13 protein-coding genes are annotated in these 17,022 nt (G+C 64.9%); 4 read left to right on the top strand and 9 right to left on the bottom strand.

All coding sequences use genetic code 11. The features are described 5' to 3' along the window. Positions 1 to 29: 29 nt before the first annotated feature. Positions 30 to 2,480, top strand: coding sequence for a TonB-dependent siderophore receptor (locus FOB72_RS06500; protein ID WP_191002211.1), 2,451 nt, complete (start codon positions 30 to 32; stop codon positions 2,478 to 2,480). A gap of 322 nt (positions 2,481 to 2,802) precedes the next feature. Continuing rightward, positions 2,803 to 3,687, top strand: coding sequence for a 4-hydroxy-tetrahydrodipicolinate synthase (gene dapA, locus FOB72_RS06495; RefSeq protein WP_150373771.1), 885 nt, complete (start codon positions 2,803 to 2,805; stop codon positions 3,685 to 3,687). On the opposite strand, the gene FOB72_RS06490 is transcribed toward dapA, so the two are convergent. The 8 genes from FOB72_RS06490 to FOB72_RS06455 form a co-directional block, all read right to left on the bottom strand. After that, positions 3,664 to 4,350: a Fe2+-dependent dioxygenase gene (locus FOB72_RS06490; RefSeq protein ID WP_150371777.1), complete on the bottom strand. Its 687-nt coding sequence runs from the start codon at positions 4,348 to 4,350 to the stop codon at positions 3,664 to 3,666. The genes dapA and FOB72_RS06490 overlap by 24 nt on opposite strands. Positions 4,351 to 4,385: 35 nt before the next feature. After that, positions 4,386 to 6,608, bottom strand: a complete 2,223-nt coding sequence (locus tag FOB72_RS06485; RefSeq protein WP_150371776.1) for a TonB-dependent receptor — start codon at positions 6,606 to 6,608, stop codon at positions 4,386 to 4,388. 289 nt (positions 6,609 to 6,897) lie between these two features. After that, positions 6,898 to 7,554 carry a 3-isopropylmalate dehydratase small subunit gene (leuD, locus tag FOB72_RS06480; protein ID WP_150371775.1) on the bottom strand — a complete coding sequence of 219 codons (657 nt, stop codon included), beginning with the start codon at positions 7,552 to 7,554 and terminating at the stop codon, positions 6,898 to 6,900. Beyond that, positions 7,547 to 8,965 carry a 3-isopropylmalate dehydratase large subunit gene (gene leuC, locus FOB72_RS06475; RefSeq protein ID WP_150371774.1) on the bottom strand — a complete coding sequence of 473 codons (1,419 nt, stop codon included), beginning with the start codon at positions 8,963 to 8,965 and terminating at the stop codon, positions 7,547 to 7,549. Before leuC ends, leuD begins: the two co-directional genes overlap by 8 nt. Positions 8,966 to 9,002: 37 nt before the next feature. Then, complete coding sequence (locus tag FOB72_RS06470) at positions 9,003 to 9,965, bottom strand: tripartite tricarboxylate transporter substrate binding protein (protein ID WP_150371773.1); 963 nt, start codon at positions 9,963 to 9,965, stop codon at positions 9,003 to 9,005. A gap of 130 nt (positions 9,966 to 10,095) precedes the next feature. Further along, positions 10,096 to 11,025, bottom strand: coding sequence for a dihydrodipicolinate synthase family protein (locus FOB72_RS06465; protein WP_150371772.1), 930 nt, complete (start codon positions 11,023 to 11,025; stop codon positions 10,096 to 10,098). Continuing rightward, complete coding sequence (locus FOB72_RS06460; RefSeq protein WP_317889535.1) at positions 11,022 to 12,362, bottom strand: MFS transporter; 1,341 nt, start codon at positions 12,360 to 12,362, stop codon at positions 11,022 to 11,024. Before FOB72_RS06460 ends, FOB72_RS06465 begins: the two co-directional genes overlap by 4 nt. Before the next feature lie 53 nt (positions 12,363 to 12,415). After that, positions 12,416 to 14,158, bottom strand: coding sequence for an IlvD/Edd family dehydratase (locus tag FOB72_RS06455; protein WP_150371771.1), 1,743 nt, complete (start codon positions 14,156 to 14,158; stop codon positions 12,416 to 12,418). A gap of 132 nt (positions 14,159 to 14,290) precedes the next feature. On the opposite strand from FOB72_RS06455, the gene FOB72_RS06450 reads away from it, so the two are divergent. Next, on the top strand, positions 14,291 to 15,238 hold the full coding sequence (locus FOB72_RS06450; RefSeq protein ID WP_150371770.1) for a LysR family transcriptional regulator: 948 nt from the start codon (positions 14,291 to 14,293) through the stop codon (positions 15,236 to 15,238). 6 nt (positions 15,239 to 15,244) lie between these two features. Here the strand turns inward: FOB72_RS06450 and zigA are convergent, their stop codons facing one another. Continuing rightward, on the bottom strand, positions 15,245 to 16,438 hold the full coding sequence (zigA, locus tag FOB72_RS06445; protein ID WP_150371769.1) for a zinc metallochaperone GTPase ZigA: 1,194 nt from the start codon (positions 16,436 to 16,438) through the stop codon (positions 15,245 to 15,247). Between the two features lie 232 nt (positions 16,439 to 16,670). On the opposite strand from zigA, the gene FOB72_RS06440 reads away from it, so the two are divergent. Further along, entirely contained in the window at positions 16,671 to 17,012 is a 342-nt protein-coding gene (locus tag FOB72_RS06440; RefSeq protein ID WP_223851437.1) for a helix-turn-helix domain-containing protein, read from the top strand. Positions 17,013 to 17,022 lie beyond the last annotated feature (10 nt).

Below are 17,022 nucleotides of genomic sequence, written 5' to 3'. Positions count from 1 at the left end.
ATGGTTCGGCCCGTCCTCAGGGAGTTTTCGTGAAGTCCACCGTCCGCCGCCGGCGCTCTGCCCGCGCTTCCCGTCTCGCCGTCCGCCCGCTTACGGTACTCGTACCCGTGCTCGCGGCGATGCTCGCCGCCGGCGCCATCGCGCAGGGCGTGGCCCGCGCCATCGACATCCCCGCGCAGCCGCTCGCGCAATCCCTCGCCGCCCTCGCGCGCCAGTCCGATACGCAGATCCTGTTTGCCACGTCACTGGCGGATGGCCTGAGCGCGCCCGCCGTTCGCGGCACGCTGACGGTGGAAGACGCTCTCGCCCGCATGCTGGCCGGATCGCGCCTGCGCGTCGTCAGCAACGGCCCGCGTACCTTTACCGTGGTGCAGGCGCCCGCCGATACCAGTGCCGCCACGTTGCCGATGGTCACGGTCAGCGCCAGCGCGGCGGATCTGTCCGGTTACGCGGACGGCGTGGTGCCGCTCCGCGCCAGCGGGAGCAAGACGAGCACGCCGCTCATCGACACACCGCAGACCATCAACGTGGTCACGCGGGAGCAGATGGACGAACAGGGCGTGCAGAGCGTCATGCAGGCGCTGCAGTACACGCCGGGCGTGGTCAACCAGTATGGCGACACCGACCTGCGCTATGACTGGCTGGCGGTGCGCGGCTTTGTGCCGTTGCGCTACCTCGACGGCCTGCGCCTGCCCTATGGGGCGCGCGGCTATTCGCAGCCGCGTATCGACCCCTACGCGCTGGAAAGCGTCGAGGTACTGAAGGGGCCGGCGTCGGTGCTCTATGGACAAAGCTCGCCGGGCGGCCTGCTGAATCTGGTCAGCAAGCTGCCGCAGGCGCAGGCCTCGCGCGAGGTCGTGCTGCAGACGGGCAGCCATGACCGCGCACAGGGCGCGTTCGACTTCACGGGCCCCGTCGACGAGGAAGGCAAGCTGCTGTATCGCGTGGTGGGGCTCGCGCGCGATACCAATACGGAGATCGACTACATCGACGAGCGCCGCGTGATGGTCGCGCCCAGCCTGACGTGGCGGCCCAGCACCGATACGTCGCTGACGCTGATGGCGCAGTACCAGAAGATCCGCTCCGATGGCGGCGGCGCGCCGCCCGCCCTGCCCGCGGCCGGCACGCTGCTGCCGAACCCGAACGGCAGCATTCCGACTAGCCGCTTTATCGGCGAGCCCGGCTACGACAAGTTCGAGAGCGAGCAGATGATGTTCGGCTACAAGTTCGAGCATCGCGCCAACGATACGTGGCAGTTCCGGCAGAACGCGCGCTACAGCTATATCGATACGGATTCGCAGCGCGTGCAGGGGCTGGCCATGAACCCCGACCTGCGCACGGAGAGCCGATACGGCTGGGCGTTCCCCGAGCGTAGCGGCGTGTTCTCCATCGACAATCAGGCGGAAGCGAATTTCCGTACCGGTCCCATCAGGCATACGTTGCTGATGGGGGTCGATTATCAGTATGAAGATGCGCGTTACGAGGAGTCGCAGCTGGTACTGGTGCGGGCGCTCGACGTGTTCAATCCCGTGTACGGCGCGCCGGTCACCCGCCCGCCGCTGGGCACGCGCGTGGACCAGTCGCGCCATCAGGTGGGCGGCTATCTGCAGGACAGCCTTGCGATCGACCGCTGGACGTTTCTGCTGAGCGGCCGCTATGACTGGGCCGGCAGCGATACCGATACGCTCACGGCGCAAACGGGCAACACGGTGAGCACGCGGCAGAGCGACAACGCCTTTACGGGACGCGCTGGCGTGAGCTATCGCTTCGACAACGGCATTGCGCCGTTTGCAAGCTTTGCCACGTCGTTCCAGCCGCAGGCGGGCACGGGGCGCACGGGCACGCCGTTCGAGCCCACGCGCGGGCGCCAGACCGAGGTGGGCGTGAAGTACCAGCCCAATGGCATCAACGCGTTCGTCACGCTGTCGGCGTTCGATCTTCGGCAGACCAATGTGCTAACGCCCGATCCGCTGAACACCAACTTCAACACGCAGAGCGGCGAGGCGCGGGTGCGCGGCGTGGAACTCGAGGGCAAGGCCAGCCCGATGCGCGGGCTGGATGTGGTGGCATCGTATGCGTACTCGAATACCGAGGTGCTCAAGGCCAATGCCAATGCACGGGGCGTGACGATCGCCGGCAACGCATTGCCGTTCGTGCCCGAGCATCAGGCTTCGCTGTGGACGTACTACCAGTTCCAGCAGACGCCGCTGCAAGGACTGGGGATGGGTCTGGGCGTGCGGTATATCGGCCGGTCGTATGGCGATGCGGCCAACGTCTATCGCGTGCCGGCCGCCACATTGTTCGATGCGGCGCTGAGCTACGATCTGAGCAAGTCGGTGCTGCAGCTGCGCGGTGTGAAGGTGGCCGTCAACGCGACGAACCTGTTCGATCGCCGCTACGTCAGCACGTGTATCTCGTCGACCGGTTGCTACTTCGGCAGCCGGCGCACGGTGCTGGGGACGGTCAGCTACAAGTTCTGATCGCCGTCGCGTGGGGAAGGCGGCGTCTTGACGGGATTCCCGGGATGCCGCTACATTGCGGGAATCATGAGCCGCCGTCCCGCCTCGCTTCGTCCTGAATCTGCCGCGTATTCGCTGCCGCAGCGGGACACCGTCGACGCGCGCGCCAAAGCCAAAAAACAGTCGCTCACCTGACCGGAGCGTGCTGTTCCGTCAGATGAGCGACGGAACAGCATCAGTGCGGAAGACGGTCATCCATCCCCCTCGTATTGCCGTCTCGAGCGCCTCCCCTGCTCTGCCGCTTGCCTGTGCGGTTTCCGAATCGGTCGATCCGGAGCAAACAATGCAGGAAGTGGAATCGCTTGAAACAGATTACGACGGCATCTGGCTGCCCCTCGTCACGCCCTTTCGCCGTGACGAGGTCGATCACGCCGCGCTGCGGCGACTCGTCGGCCATTATCGCGACAGCGGAATGGCGGGGTTCGTTGTATGCGGCAGCACGGGCGAAGCCGCGGCGCTCGACGAAGCCGAACAACTGGCCGTTCTCGACACGGTGCTGGCCGAGGCCGGCACGTTGCCGGTCATCATGGGGTTGGCCGGCAATAACGTCCGGCATGTGCTGGCCCGTCTGGACCGGATCAACGAACGTCCCGTGGCGGGCATCCTCGCGCCCGCACCGTATTACATCCGCCCGTCGCAGGCGGGATCGCAGGCCTACTTCCGGACCCTGGCCGATCGCTCGCGCGCGCCGCTGGTGCTGTACGACATCCCCTATCGCACCGGCGCCACGCTGACCGCGGAAACGATCCTCTCGCTGGCCAGCCACGCCAATATCCGCGCGATCAAGGATTGCGGCGGCAACGCCGGCACCACGCAGACGCTGATCGCCGACGGCCGCCTGGCCGTCCTCGCGGGCGAAGACCATCAGCTGCTTTCCACATTAAGCCTGGGCGGCCGGGGCGCCATCATCGCATCGGCCCACATCCACCCGGAGCGCTTCGTCGCGCTATGGCGCGCGGTCACCGAACAGCAACTCGACGTCGCCAGACACCACTTTCACGCGTTAATGCCGACGATCGGACTGCTATTCGCCGAACCGAACCCGGGCCCGCTCAAGGCCCTGCTGGCGGCACAGGGATGGCTGACGAACGAACTGCGCGCACCGATGACGCCGGCCTCGGCAGCGCTCACCGAGCGGCTGCGCTCAAGTCTCGCTCCACTGGCGTAGCAGGTTGTGATAGCAACCCACCAGGCTGCGCCGTGCGCGTTCGTCGGCGTTGGTCTGGTTCAGCGTCTGGATCGCATTGTCCATGTCGAACAGCAGCGCGCGCTGCGTGTCGTCGCGGATCAGGCTCTGGATCCAGAAGAAGCTGGCGAGGCGCGTGCCGCGCGTGATGGGGGTGACCTGGTGCAGGCTGGTGGCCGGATAGACCACCATGTCGCCGGCGGCCAGCTTGACCGCGTGCACGCCGTAGGTGTCTTCCACCTGCAGTTCGCCGCCGTCGTAACTCGCGGGATCCGACAGGAACAGCGTCGCCGAGATGTCCGTGCGCAGCTTGCGGCCGTTGTGCGGATGGATGCGCACGCTGCCATCCACATGCGCGCCGAACGTCATGCCCTCGCTGTAACGGTTGAACATCGGCGGGTAGACGATATTGGGCAGCGCCGCGCTGATAAACAGCGGATTGCGCTCGAGCGCGGACAGGATCAGGTTCTGGCACTGGGCCGCCACCTCGGACCGCTCGTCGATCTGCTGGTTGAACTTGACCGGCGCCCCCGAATAGCCCGCGGTGACGCGGCCATCGACCCATGCATCGCCCGCATGTTCGAGCTGCTGGACGAGGACGGCCAGCTGTTCGGAATGGAGGACCTTGGGAATGCAGACGAGCATGGGTTGTTCCTGGTACCGGGGGTTCGCCCGATACTTTACATCCGATACGTGAAGGACAACATGGCGGTGCGGCCCGTTCCCGGTACCGAACGGCCGCCATCCGACTGGATCAGCGCATCGTAGTACTTCTTGTCGAAGATATTGAACAGGTTCAGGCGCACATCGTACTTCGGCTGATGGAACGCGATCATGCCGTCCCAGCGCACGAACCCGCCGACCTGCACGGTGTTGGTGTTGTTGGCATAGCGCTGCGACATGTAGAACGCCCCGCCGCCCACCTCCCAGTTCGGCAGGACCGAATAGCTGGTCCATGCCGTGGCCGTGTGCTTGGGCGTGTTGGTCGGCACCTTGCCCTGCGTGTTGGCCGCGATACCGTCCTTGATCTCGGCATCGAGGTACGTGTAGCCCGCGAACACCTGCCACTTCGGCGTAATGCGACCCGTGACGCCGGCACGGAAGCCATCCACCTGGATCTTGCCCGTCAGCGCATACGTGGTGGCATCGATCTGGCTACGCGCATTGTCCTTCGTGATGCGGAAGATAGCCGACGTCAGCGACAGGTCGCCGCCCATCAGATCCCACTTGCCGCCCGCCTCGTAGGCCTTGTTCTTTTCCGGGTCCAGCGATTGCTGGCCGACCGTACCCACCAGCTGCTCCAGCGACGGATTGAACGACGTGCCGTACGACACGTAGTAGGACTGCTGCTCCGTCGGCTGCCAGATGCCGCCCAGCCGCACGCTCGTGAAGTGGACGTCCTGGTTCGCATTGGCCAGCGCGGTACTGGCCGCCGTGTTGAGCGAGTTGACGGAGTTGCTGATGCTTGCGATGTACTTGTCGTAGCGCACGCCGGCCACCGCCTTCCACTGCTTGGTGAACTCGATGGAGTCGTTGGCGTAGACCGCCACCGTATTGGCCGAGCCGCCCTGCAGGTTGCCGGTTCGCGTGGGCACGCTGCCCGGCGAGTCCTGATACGTCGGATCGACGACCGGCGTGCAGGCGACAAAGCCCGACGTACCCGTGGCCGGGTTCAGCGGCGTCGCGCCGCAGCTGCCGTTGCGATAGTAGTTCTGGTTGTTGTAGCCGTCGTGGCCAAACTCGACGCCGGTCAGCAGCGTGTGATTGACGGGGCCGGTGTCGAACTTCGCGGTCAGCTCGGTCTGGTTGTAGATCGAGTAGTCGCGGATGCTGCGGTCATGGCTCTGCTGGCGCACGTAGAGCTGCGACAGCGGCAGATTCGTCGTGGTGAGCGCGGTAAAGGCGCCTGCCCCATTGATCGTGCCGACCGCATTCGGCGCGGTCTCGCGCGCATCGGTCTCCACATAGTTGAACGCGGTGTAGTTGCGCAGCCGCAGGTTCGGCGAGAACTTGTGATCGATGCCGCCGTTCAGCGACACGATGTTCTGGCGCGTATGGTCGTTGTTGAAGCCGTAGTACGTGTTGCGGTCCACCTTGACCGGATGGCCGTTGATCGCGGGCAGGCCGTAGTCGGGCATGTCCTCGTTGTGCTGGAGCAGCGCGGACAGCGTGATCTCGGTCGAGGTGCCGATGCCATAGCGCCACGACGGCGCGATACCGAAGTCCTGCACGGTCATCTCGTCGCGCGTGCTCGGCTTGCCATCCTGCGCCATCGCCGAAATGCGGAAGGCCGAGGTATCGCCGGTCGGCGTGTTCACATCGGCCGTGGCCCGCACGAGGCCGTTGGTCGTGACCGAGCCGGTCACTTCCGTGGCCGCCTGCAGCTTCGGCTTCTTCGTGACCTGATTGATCACGCCACCCGTGGACCCGCGCCCGAACAGCATCGACGACGGCCCCATCAGCACTTCCACCTGGTCCAGCGCGAACGTGTCGCGATAGTACTGGCCGCGATCGCGGAAACCGTCGAGGTAGATATCGGTCCGCGCGGAGAAGCCGTTCAGGTTGATGTTGTTGCCAATCTGCCCGCCTTCCGCACCGCCGATGGTGATGCCGGGCACATTGCGCAGCGCGTCGGCGAGCGAACTCACGCCCTGCGATTCCATCAGCGCCTTGTTCACGACCGTGACCGATTGCGGCACGTCGCGCAGATCCTCGGGCAGCTTCGAGAGCGACGTGGTACCCGCATTGAAGTCGTCGCGCGACGCGGCGCCCTGCACGGTCACGGGCTTGAGCACCGGGGCGCTCGCCTCCGCGGCGGGCGGCGTCGGGGCCTGTTGGGCAAAGGCAGTGGGCGCGGCGAACAAAGCGAGCAGCGCGGTCGCAACAGGCGTGCGGCGAATCATGGTGTCGGTGTCGGGGGCAAGGGAGAGATGAGGCGAAACGGAATATAAATGCGTACCGTTCTCATTTCAATTCGCGTCACATGGCGTTGTGGCCGCGACACAGACAGGATGTGTCAGGGTTGAATGTTTTAATAACAGGACAATGCTGGAAGGTGATGCGCGCGATGCCGGGTTTTGCCGCGTGTTCCAGCCAGATATCGGCTTCGGCGCGTAAAGCAAGCGGCCCGCATGGAGCGGGCCGGAGCGATACATTCAGCCTTCAGGTGACGCCCATTCAGGTGGCGCCCATTCAGGTGGCGCCCAGCCGGTCGCGTGTGCGGCGCGCGACATTCTGGGTCCACGGGTACGCAGACCAGTATCCGTCCGCGAACCGCTCGATCTCGGCCTTGTGCCGGAGCGACAGGCCAATCATGTCGAGCCCCTCGAGGAACATATGACGGTGCCGATCGGAAAGCTGGAAATCGAACTCGCCCACGGGCGTCTTCACATGCATCGTCCCGATATCGATGGCGATCTCGTTGGCGCTGTCCGCATCCACGGCATTCATCAGGGACTCGATGACCTCGCGCGGCAGCATGATCAGCAGCAGCCGGTTGTTCATCGCGTTGGAGTAGAAGATCTCTCCATAGCTGGGCGCCAGCACGGCACGGATGCCGAATTGCTGCAGCCCCCACACCGCATGCTCGCGGCTGGACCCGCAGCCGAAGTTCGCGCCGCTCACGAGAATGCTCGTGCCCGCATACTCGGGACGATTGAGCACGAAGTCCGGGCGCGGTTGCCCGCTGGCATCGAACCGATGGTCGTAAAGGATGCCCTTGTCGAGCCCCGCCTTGTCGATGCCGCGCAGGAATTGCTTTGGAATGATCTGGTCGGTATCGAGGTTCTCGAAGCGGATGGCGGCCGCCTTGCCGGCAATATGGGAATGGTCGGGCGCGTGATCAGACATGGGCGATCTCCAGTTTGCGGACGTCGGTAATCTTTCCGGTAATGGCCGCTGCGGCCGCCATCGCCGGACTCATCAGGTGGGTAATGGCCCCCCGCCCCTGCCGCCCTTCGAAATTCCGGTTCGTGGTGGACGCGCACCGCACTCCATCGGCCAGTACGTCGTCGTTCATGGCCAGGCACATCGAGCAGCCGGGCTGCCGCCATTCGAAGCCCGCGGTGGTCAAAATCTCCGCGATACCTTCCCGCTCGGCCTGCGCCTTGACCGCGCCCGAGCCCGGCACGACCATCGCCCGCACGCCCGACGCCACATGCCTGCCGCGCACGACGCCCGCGACGGCCCGCAGGTCCTCGATCCGCCCGTTCGTGCACGAGCCGATAAACACATGCTGGATCGGCGTGCCCTCGAGCACCGCGCCCGGCACCAGATGCGTATAGGACAGCGCGCGCTCGACGGAGCGCTGGTCTGCCTCGTCCATCTGGTCCTCGGCAAACGGAATGCGGCCGGAGACGGGTACGACCTGATCGGGACTCGTGCCCCATGTCACGTACGGTTCGATATCGCTGGCATCGAACACGAAGTCCAGATCGAACACGGCATCGGTATCGCTCTTCAGCGTGTCCCAGTACGCCAGCGCCGCGCTGCGTTGCGCCTCGTCCATGTCCGGCGCGCGACGGAGCACGTAGTCCGTGGACACGGCATCCGGCGCGATCAGCGCACCGCGCGCGGCCGCTTCGACGGTCATATTGCAGAGCGTGAAGCGCGCCTCGACGCTGAGGTCGCGAATCGCCTCGCCGCAATACTCCACGACGTAGCCACGCGCGCCCTGCGCGCCGATCTGGCCGATGATCATCAGGATCAGGTCCTTCGCCGTGGTGCCGGCCGGGAGCTTGCCGTCCACGCGAATCCGCATGGTCTTCGCCATCCGGTAGACCAGCGTCTGCGTCGCCAGCACGTGTTCGACTTCCGACGTGCCGATGCCGAAGCCCAGCGCCCCCAGCGCCCCATACGTGGTGGTATGGCTGTCACCGCAGATCACGACCATGCCCGGGCGGATCATGCCGTGCTCGGGTGCGATCACGTGCTCGATACCCTGCAGCGTGTCGTTGGTATCGAACAGCGGAATCGCGTGCCGCTCGCAGTTCGCGCGCAGGTTCGTGGCCTGCAGCGACGACGCGGGATCGGCAATCACGCGAATCTTCGTCGGATGCGTCGGAATGATGTGGCTGACGACGGAGACGTTCTGGCCCGGGATCAACACGTCCCGGCCCTGTTCATGCAAACCCGCGAACGCCTGGGGACTCGTGTACTCGTTCATCAGGTGCAGGTCGCAGAACAGCAGGACGTTGTCGTCGTCGATCCGCGTGACGGTGTGCGAGTCGACGAGCTTGTTGTAGAGGGTGCGTGGGGACATAAGGACTACCTGGGGTTCGCAGGTTGTTGAGCGACGATTATTCGGCGGTGATGCCGCGCTGCTTGATCAGTTGCGCCCACATCGGCAACTCCTTCTCCAGGCGGGCGCGGGCGGCTTCCGGTGTGGTGGGCATCGGATCGAAGCCCTCCTTGACCATCCGGTCCTTCGCGTCGCCGTTCAGCGCCGCGTTCAGGGTGGTGTTGAGCCTGTCGATCACGGCCTTCGGCGTGCCAGCCGGCGCGAAGACCATGAACCACGTCTCGAAGTTGTATCCGGGCAGGCCGGCTTCCGCGGCGGGGGGCACATTCGGGAGCAGCGGCGAACGCTTCGACCCCGTGACCGCCAGCGCCGTCAGCTTGCCGGCCAGCACATGCTGCTGCGCGGCCGAGATGACCGGGAAGCTCATATCGACCTGTCCCGCGATGGTGTCCACGAGCGCCGGGCCACCGCCGCGATACGGCACGTGGACGATCGAGACATTGGCGACGGACTTGAACAGTTCGGCCGACATATGGAACGTGCTGCCATTCCCCGCGGAGCCGTAGGTCATCTTGTCCGGCTTCGCCCTGGCGAGCGAGATCAGCTCCTGCAGGTTCTTTGCCGGCACCTTGTTGTTGATCACGAGCACGTGCTGCGAACCGGCCACCATGCCGATGGGCGCCAGATCCTTGAGCGTGTCGTACGGCATCTTCGGGAAGAGTCCCGGATTGATGGCCAGCGAGACCGTTTGCAGGCCGATGGTGTAGCCATCGGCCGGGGATTTTGCTACCGCATCCACACCGATATTGCCGCCGGCGCCCGCGCGGTTATCGACGACGATCGTGCCGCCGAGACTCTTGGACCACGCATCGGTGACGAGCCGCGCCGCGATATCGGCGCTGCCACCCGGTGCGTACGGCACGATCAGACGGATCGGGCGCTGCGGGAACGACTGCGCCGAGGCAGTCGTCATCATGGCGGCATACGCCAGGCATGCGGCGGTAAGACGGACGAGCTTCATGAATGTCTCCTTCTGTGGGTACGGCTTGTTATGAAGGAGATGCTAGCACCTGAATCCGACGCCGCAATGCGGCCGGAATCAATTCATTCGTTCCTGAATTTCATCAATTGCCGAGGACGCCTTGCCGCGCTTATGCCCAGCGCAGCACCAGCGGGTCGAGCCGCTTCGCGATCTGCAATAGCTCGGCGCGCGTCGCCGCGGGCATCGTCGGCATGGGGTGCCTCGGGGCCTCGGAGGCAATGATGCCGCCGGCCTTCATCAACGCCTTGGCCGTCAGAATGCCGCCCTGCCGGTTCTCGTGATTGATCAGCGGCAGCCAGCGCTGGTAGCGCTCGAACGCCAGATCGGCGTTCCCCTCGCGATGCGCCTCGATGATCGGCCGAATGCCATCGGGGAAGCCCCCGCCCGTCATCGCGCCCGTGGCCCCCGCCGCGAGGTCCGCAAGCAGCGTGATGGCCTCTTCCCCATCCCACGGCCCTTCCACGGCATGGCCGCCCAGCGCGATCAGTTCCCTGAGCTTGTTGGCGGCGCCCGGCGTTTCGATCTTGAAGTACGACACCTGCTCGATCTCGATCGCCATGCGCGCGAGAAACGGTGCCGACAGCACGGTGCCACTGGCCGGCGCGTCCTGGATCATGATCGGGATATCGATCGCATCGGACAGCTTGCCGAAGAACTCGTAAATCTTCGGCTCCGGCACGCGGAACGTGGCGCCGTGGTACGGCGGCATGACCATGACCATCGCGGCCCCGAGGGCCTGCGCCTGCCGGCTGCGCGCGATGCAGATCTGCGTGCTGTAGTGCGTGGTCGTCACGATCACCGGGACGCGCCCGGCCACATGCTCGAGCACCGTACGCGTGAGGACGTCCCGCTCCTCGTCCGAGAGCGCGAACTGCTCGGAGAAATTGGCGAGGATGCAGAGCCCATCGGAACCCGCGTCGATCATGAAGTCGACCGCGCGCTTTTGGCTCGCAAGGTCCAGCTCGCCGGAGTCGGTGAACGTGGTCGGCACGACCGGGAAAATGCCCCGATATCGGGGGGGCTGCGGGTTGTGAATCATTTGGTCTCCTGTTTATCCAATGCCGCCCGCACCACGAACGTCATGACCACCGCGAAGACGAGCATCGCCGCCAGAAAATATAGCCCGGCCGCAATGCTCCCCGTCATATCCTTGATCACGCCGATCCCGAACGGCCCCAGATACCCGCCAAGGTTGGCCAGCGAGTTGATGGTGGCGATGCCCACCGCCGCGCTCGCGCCCGTCAGGAACTGACCCGGCAACGCCCACACCACGGCCTGGATCGAGTAGATCGAGAACGCGGTCAGGCAGATGAACAGGAACTGCAGGGCCGGCGTCTGCACCCACGCACTGGCGGCCATCGTCACCGCCGCGGCGGCCGATACCACGACGATATGCCAGTAGCGCTCCCCCTTGCGGTCCGAATGGCGCGGCACCAGATACAGCCCCACTACGGCGAACAGATACGGCACCGCGGACAGCAGGCCCGTCATGGCATCGGTCACGCCGAACTGCTTGATGATGGTCGGCAGCCACAGCGACAACCCATAGATACTGAGCGGAAACGGCAGAAACAGCAACGACAGCAGCAGTACGCGCTTGTCCTTCAGCGCGGACAGCGGATTGCCGTGTGCCTTCAGCGCGAAGGTCTTGCTGTCCGCCGACAATTCGCGCTCGATCCATGCGCGATCCTTTGCCGGCAGCCACTTCGCATCGGCCGGCGATTCCGGAATCAGGCGCAGCGTGGGCAGGCACAGCAGCACCGCCGGCAAACCGCTGACGATAAACAGCGTCTGCCAGTTGGACAGGCCGAAGGCGCCGGGCATCGACAGGATCCATCCGGCGATTGGACCGGTGACGATCAGCGCAATCGGCTGCGCCAGCACCAGCAGGCCGATGATGCGCGCGCGATGGCGCATCGGGAACCATTTGGTCAGAAAATAGAGAATGCCCGGATACAGGCCCGCCTCCGCCGCGCCCAGCAGAAAGCGCAGCAGATAGAACGTGGTCGCGTTATGGATCAGCGCCATCGCCATCGTGATGACGCCCCACGTGAACAGGATGCGCGCGAACCAGCGGCGCGCGCCAAACCGCTCGAGCGCGAGATTGCTGGGAACTTCGCAGAGGAAGTAGCCGATGAAGAACAGTCCGGCACCGAGCCCGTAGGCCGCATCGCTGATGCCGATGGCCGCGTTCATGTGTAGCTTGGCAAAGCCGACCACCGAGCGATCGATATACGCCACCACATAGATCAGCGCGAGAAACGGAATCAGCTTGCGGGTGAGCATGCCGATGATGCGGGATTCCTCATCGGGGGCGGCGGTGGCGGTGTCGTCGGGCAGGGGAAGCGGTACCCCGGGATTGGATTGGCTACGCATTCTGGTCTCCTCGTTGTTGTCGTCGTTGTTGTCGTCGTTGTTCTGGCAATCGGTCAGTGAGAGTGCCGGGGCACATCCGCCCCGCGGCATCCCACAAGAAAATCGAGATCGCAGCCTTCATCGGCCTGCAGCACGTGCTCCACGTACAGCCGCTGATAGCCCCCCTGCCCCGCGCGCGTGTCCGGCTGCGGCGGCCTGAAGCCCTCCATGCGGTCGGCCAGTTCTTCCTGCGTGACGTCGAGGTGCAGCCTGCCGGCCTCGCAATCGAGCTCGATCCAGTCGCCATCGCGCACGGCCGCGAGGGGGCCGCCGGCCGCGGCTTCCGGTGCAACGTGCAGGACCACCGTGCCATAGGCCGTGCCGCTCATGCGCGCATCGGAAATCCGCACCATGTCCTTGACGCCCTGACGCAGCAGCTTTGGCGGCAGGCCCATATTGCCCACCTCGGCCATGCCCGGATAACCCTTGGGTCCGCAGTTCTTCATCACGAGGATGGAGTCGGCATCGACATCGAGCGATTCATCGACGATGCGCGCCTTGTAGTGCTCGAGGTTCTCGAAGACCACCGCGCGGCCGCGATGCTTGAGCAGCGAAGGCGTGGCGGCCGAAGGCTTGAGCACCGCGCCGCGCGGCGCCAGATTGCCGCGCAGCACGCGGATGCCACCGTCCTCGATCAACGGGTTGTCCAGCGTGCGAATGACCTCGTCATTGAAATTGGGCGCGGTCTTCACGTTGTCCCAGAGCGACTGGCCGTTGACGGTCAGCGCATCCGGATGCGGCAGCAGGCTGGCCTCGCCGAGCCGGCGCAGCACGGCCGGCAGCCCGCCCGCGTAATAGAACTCTTCCATCAGAAAGCGGCCCGACGGCATGAGGTCGACGATGGTCGGCGTATCGCGGCCGATGCGCGTCCAGTCCTCGAGCTCCAGCGGCACGCCGATGCGTCCTGCAATCGCCTTGAGGTGGATCACCGCATTGGTGGACCCGCCAATCGCGGCGTTGGCGCGAATCGCGTTCTCGAACGCTTCCCGTGTGAGGATCTTCGACAGCGTGAGACCCTCCGTGGCCATCTCGACGATGCGAATGCCGGACATATGCGCGAGCACGTAGCGGCGCGCATCGACGGCCGGAATGGCGGCGTTGTGCGGCAGCGTGACGCCGAGCGCCTCGGCCATGCACGCCATCGTGGACGCCGTGCCCATCGTGTTGCAGGTACCGGCCGAGCGCGACATGCCCGCCTCCGCCGACAGGAAATGATGCAGATCGATTTCGCCGGCCTTCAGCGATTCATGCAGTTGCCAGACCGCCGTGCCGGAGCCGATGTCCTTGCCGTCGAGCTTGCCGTTGAGCATCGGGCCGCCGCTGACGACGATGGCGGGCACGTCGCAGCTGGCCGCGCCCATCAGCAGCGCGGGCGTGGTCTTGTCGCAGCCGGCGAGCAGCACCACGGCGTCGATCGGATTGCCGCGAATGGCCTCCTCGACGTCCATCGCCGCCAGATTGCGCGTGAGCATCGCGGAGGGGCGCAGGTTCGATTCGCCGTTGGAGAACACGGGAAACTCCACCGGAAACCCGCCGGCCTCGTAGATGCCGCGCTTGACGTGCTCCGCGATCTTGCGGAAATGCGCGTTGCAGGGTGTGAGTTCCGACCACGTATTGCAGATACCGATGATCGGCCGGCCATCGAACTCGTGATTGGGAATGCCCTGGTTCTTCATCCAGCTGCGGTACATGAAGCCGTTCTTGTCGGCGGTGCCGAACCATTCGGCTGAACGGAGCTTTTTCTTCGATTCCGGCATGGGGATTCCTGACGAACTTTGGGGTTGCGGCAGTGTACAAACGCGACGAATATCCTTCTAATGAAGATTCGCGCGCTTGCGATATCGTTTTCAGCATTGGTGGTAACCCTAGTCGCCCCCCGGCCCCCCCGTATGAGCACATCTCCGTGGTATGTCCGCGCCCGCCTGAAAACCCGCCAGCTGATGCTGCTGGTCGCGCTGGACGAAGAAGGCAATATCCATCGCGCCGCGGATGCGCTGAACATGACGCAGCCCGCGGCATCGAAGCTGTTGCGCGAACTGGAAACCATGCTCGACGTGCCGCTGTTCGAACGCCTGCCGCGCGGCATGCGCGCCACGCTCTACGGCGAAGCGATGATCCGCCATGCGCGCGCGGTGGTCGGCAGCCTCGATCAGGCGCAGGAAGAAGTCATGGGGCTGAAGGCCGGCCAGCGCGGCCATGTGTCGGTGGGCGTGATCACCTCTCCCGCGGTAACGCTGCTGCCGCCCGCGATCGCCGCGCTCAAGCGCGACAACCCGGGCGTGCGCGTATCGCTGGAGATCGAGAACAGCAACGTCCTGCTGGACCGCCTGGCGCAGGAGAAACTGGATCTGGTCGTCGGCCGCCTGTCGGCGGAACACGACAAGCTGCCGTTGCGCTACGCGCCGATCTCGGACGAGCCCGTATGTGTGGTCGCGCGGCCGGACCATCCGTTACTGCGAGAGAAAGCGTTATCGCTGGCGAGCGTGGAAAACGCCCAGTGGATCGTGCCGCCCGACGGCACGGTGCTGCGTCACCGCTTCGAGGTCATGTTTCGCCGCGCGAGCCTGGTCCCGCCGCGCGACGTCGTGGAAACCTCCGCGCTGCTGTTCGTGACGCGCATGCTGGAACTCAGCGACATGCTGGCCGTGCTGGCGGCGGACGTCGCCGAATACTATGCGCGCCACGGCACGCTCGATATCCTGCCCCTCGAGGTGCCGTGCCATATGGACGACTATGGCCTGATCACGCGAACGGATCGGTTGCTGTCGCCGGCGGCGGAACGGATGGTGGAGGCATTGCGTGGCGCGGCGTACGAACGCTACGGGGTGAGCTGGTAGCGGATATCAGGGCCAGTCGGGAAAAGGGTTGCGCCAGCCGATCCAGACGTCGGGGCCCTGTTCCATCTCGTCGTCGGTCAGCAGGCAGGCGTCGAGGCTTGCGCGTAGTTCGCGTTCATCCATGCCCATGCCGATCAGCACGATCTCCTGACGCGCATCGCCGACACCATCGTCCCATTTCGCGCGAATCACGGCGACGGCCTCGGGGTCTTCCGGCCACTGCGCGCGCGGCACCGCGGCCCACCAATGCCCGGCCGGACCATGCCGGGCTGCGGCCCCCGCCTGAGACCACATCCCCGCGAGCGTCGGATGGCTGGCCAGCCAGAAAAACCCTTTGGACCGCACGACGCCCGGCCACTCGGCGTCAACGAAATCGCTGAACCGCTGCGGATGAAACGGCCGACGGGCCGCGTAGACAAAGCTGCGAATCCCGTATTCCTCCGTCTCCGGGATATGAGCCCCTCGCATTTCCTGCAGCCACCCAGGCGCCTTCGCGGCTTCGTCGAAGTCGAACAGCCCGGTACCGAGAACACGGTCCAGCGGAACGCGGCCGAACTCGGAAACCTCGATACGCGCCCGCGGATTGAGCGTGCGCAGCATCGCCATCAACCGCTCGCGCGCTTCGCCGGTGACGAGGTCGATCTTGTTGACCACGAGCACGTCGCAGAACTCGACCTGATTGATCAGCAGATCCACAACCGTGCGTTCATCCTCGTCGCCCAGCGACTCCCCGCGCGCCTGGAGGTTGTCGCGCGACGCGTAGTCACGCAGGAAATTGAAGGCATCGACGACGGTGACCATCGTGTCCAGATGCGCCACCTCATTGAGACTGCGCCCGTCCTCCCCCTCGAAGGTAAAGGTCTCCGCCACCGGCAACGGCTCCGAAATCCCCGTCGACTCGATCACCAGCTGATCGAACCGCCCTTCCCTGGCCAGCCGATCGACCTCGACCAGCAGGTCCTCGCGCAGCGTGCAGCAGATACACCCATTGCTCATCTCGACAAGCTTCTCCTCCGTCCGCGACAGATTCGCACCCCCGCCCCGAACCAGCGCGGCATCGATATTCACGTCGGACATGTCGTTGACGATGACCGCCACGCGACGCCCCTCGCGGTTGTTGAGGATATGGTTGAGCAAGGTGGTCTTGCCGGCGCCGAGGAAGCCGGAGAGAACGGTGACGGGAAGTTTGGCGGGGAGCATGGGATAGGGTGGAGGACGGTAAATGCAACTTGGTTGCGCTTATGATAAATGCAACTTTGTTGCATAACAAGCGATCGCGCGCGGCGCCTTCCCAACACCGATGATGTCTGCAATCCCAGTCCTTAACCAATTTAGCGACTGGGATTGCAGACAATATTGCCGTCATGCCGTTCATCGCCCATAATGTCTGCAATCTCAGTCCATAACTCACTTTAGGACTGTGATTGCAGACATGAAACATAACGAAATCCCGCTTGTTCCGCCCCCGCGCCTTGCCGAAGCCCGGCAGCTCGGCGACCGCATCGTGCAATTGCGCCAGGCACTGAAATTAAGGCAGGCCGACGTCGCGATCCGCGCAGGGTTGTCCCGCTCGACCGCGGTCCTGATCGAGAAGGGAGACCCCGGCAGAACGCTCGCCCAGATTCTTCGCTATGTCCATGCCATGGCGCCCACCGTCTCCCTCGGCGCTTTGCTCTCGGGGGACATCCCCGCGCTGGTGGCTCTGCAGGCGAACAGCCTGCCGCAGCGCGTTCGCGCGCCGACCAAGGCCGACCTTCGCAAGCTCGATTTCTGAAAGGGGAAAC

Origin of the sequence: Cupriavidus pauculus, assembly GCF_008693385.1 — a bacterium.
In the GTDB taxonomy this organism is placed as follows: Bacteria; Pseudomonadota; Gammaproteobacteria; order Burkholderiales; family Burkholderiaceae; genus Cupriavidus; species Cupriavidus pauculus_D.
Note: the sequence above shows the minus strand (reverse complement) of the source record. Positions and strands in the feature narration are given on the sequence as shown.

What these genes read in the sequence shown, in the direction of transcription:
- dapA (WP_150373771.1), top strand. Translation starts at nt 2,803, where the DNA reads ATGCAGGAAGTGGAATCGCTTGAAACAGATTACGACGGCATCTGGCTG.
- FOB72_RS06490 (WP_150371777.1), bottom strand. Translation starts at nt 4,350, where the DNA reads ATGCTCGTCTGCATTCCCAAGGTCCTCCATTCCGAACAGCTGGCCGTC.
- FOB72_RS06485 (WP_150371776.1), bottom strand. Translation starts at nt 6,608, where the DNA reads ATGATTCGCCGCACGCCTGTTGCGACCGCGCTGCTCGCTTTGTTCGCC.
- leuD (WP_150371775.1), bottom strand. Translation starts at nt 7,554, where the DNA reads ATGTCTGATCACGCGCCCGACCATTCCCATATTGCCGGCAAGGCGGCC.
- leuC (WP_150371774.1), bottom strand. Translation starts at nt 8,965, where the DNA reads ATGTCCCCACGCACCCTCTACAACAAGCTCGTCGACTCGCACACCGTC.
- FOB72_RS06470 (WP_150371773.1), bottom strand. Translation starts at nt 9,965, where the DNA reads ATGAAGCTCGTCCGTCTTACCGCCGCATGCCTGGCGTATGCCGCCATG.
- FOB72_RS06465 (WP_150371772.1), bottom strand. Translation starts at nt 11,025, where the DNA reads ATGATTCACAACCCGCAGCCCCCCCGATATCGGGGCATTTTCCCGGTC.
- FOB72_RS06460 (WP_317889535.1), bottom strand. Translation starts at nt 12,362, where the DNA reads ATGCGTAGCCAATCCAATCCCGGGGTACCGCTTCCCCTGCCCGACGAC.
- FOB72_RS06455 (WP_150371771.1), bottom strand. Translation starts at nt 14,158, where the DNA reads ATGCCGGAATCGAAGAAAAAGCTCCGTTCAGCCGAATGGTTCGGCACC.
- FOB72_RS06450 (WP_150371770.1), top strand. Translation starts at nt 14,291, where the DNA reads ATGAGCACATCTCCGTGGTATGTCCGCGCCCGCCTGAAAACCCGCCAG.
- zigA (WP_150371769.1), bottom strand. Translation starts at nt 16,438, where the DNA reads ATGCTCCCCGCCAAACTTCCCGTCACCGTTCTCTCCGGCTTCCTCGGC.
- FOB72_RS06440 (WP_223851437.1), top strand. Translation starts at nt 16,671, where the DNA reads ATGAAACATAACGAAATCCCGCTTGTTCCGCCCCCGCGCCTTGCCGAA.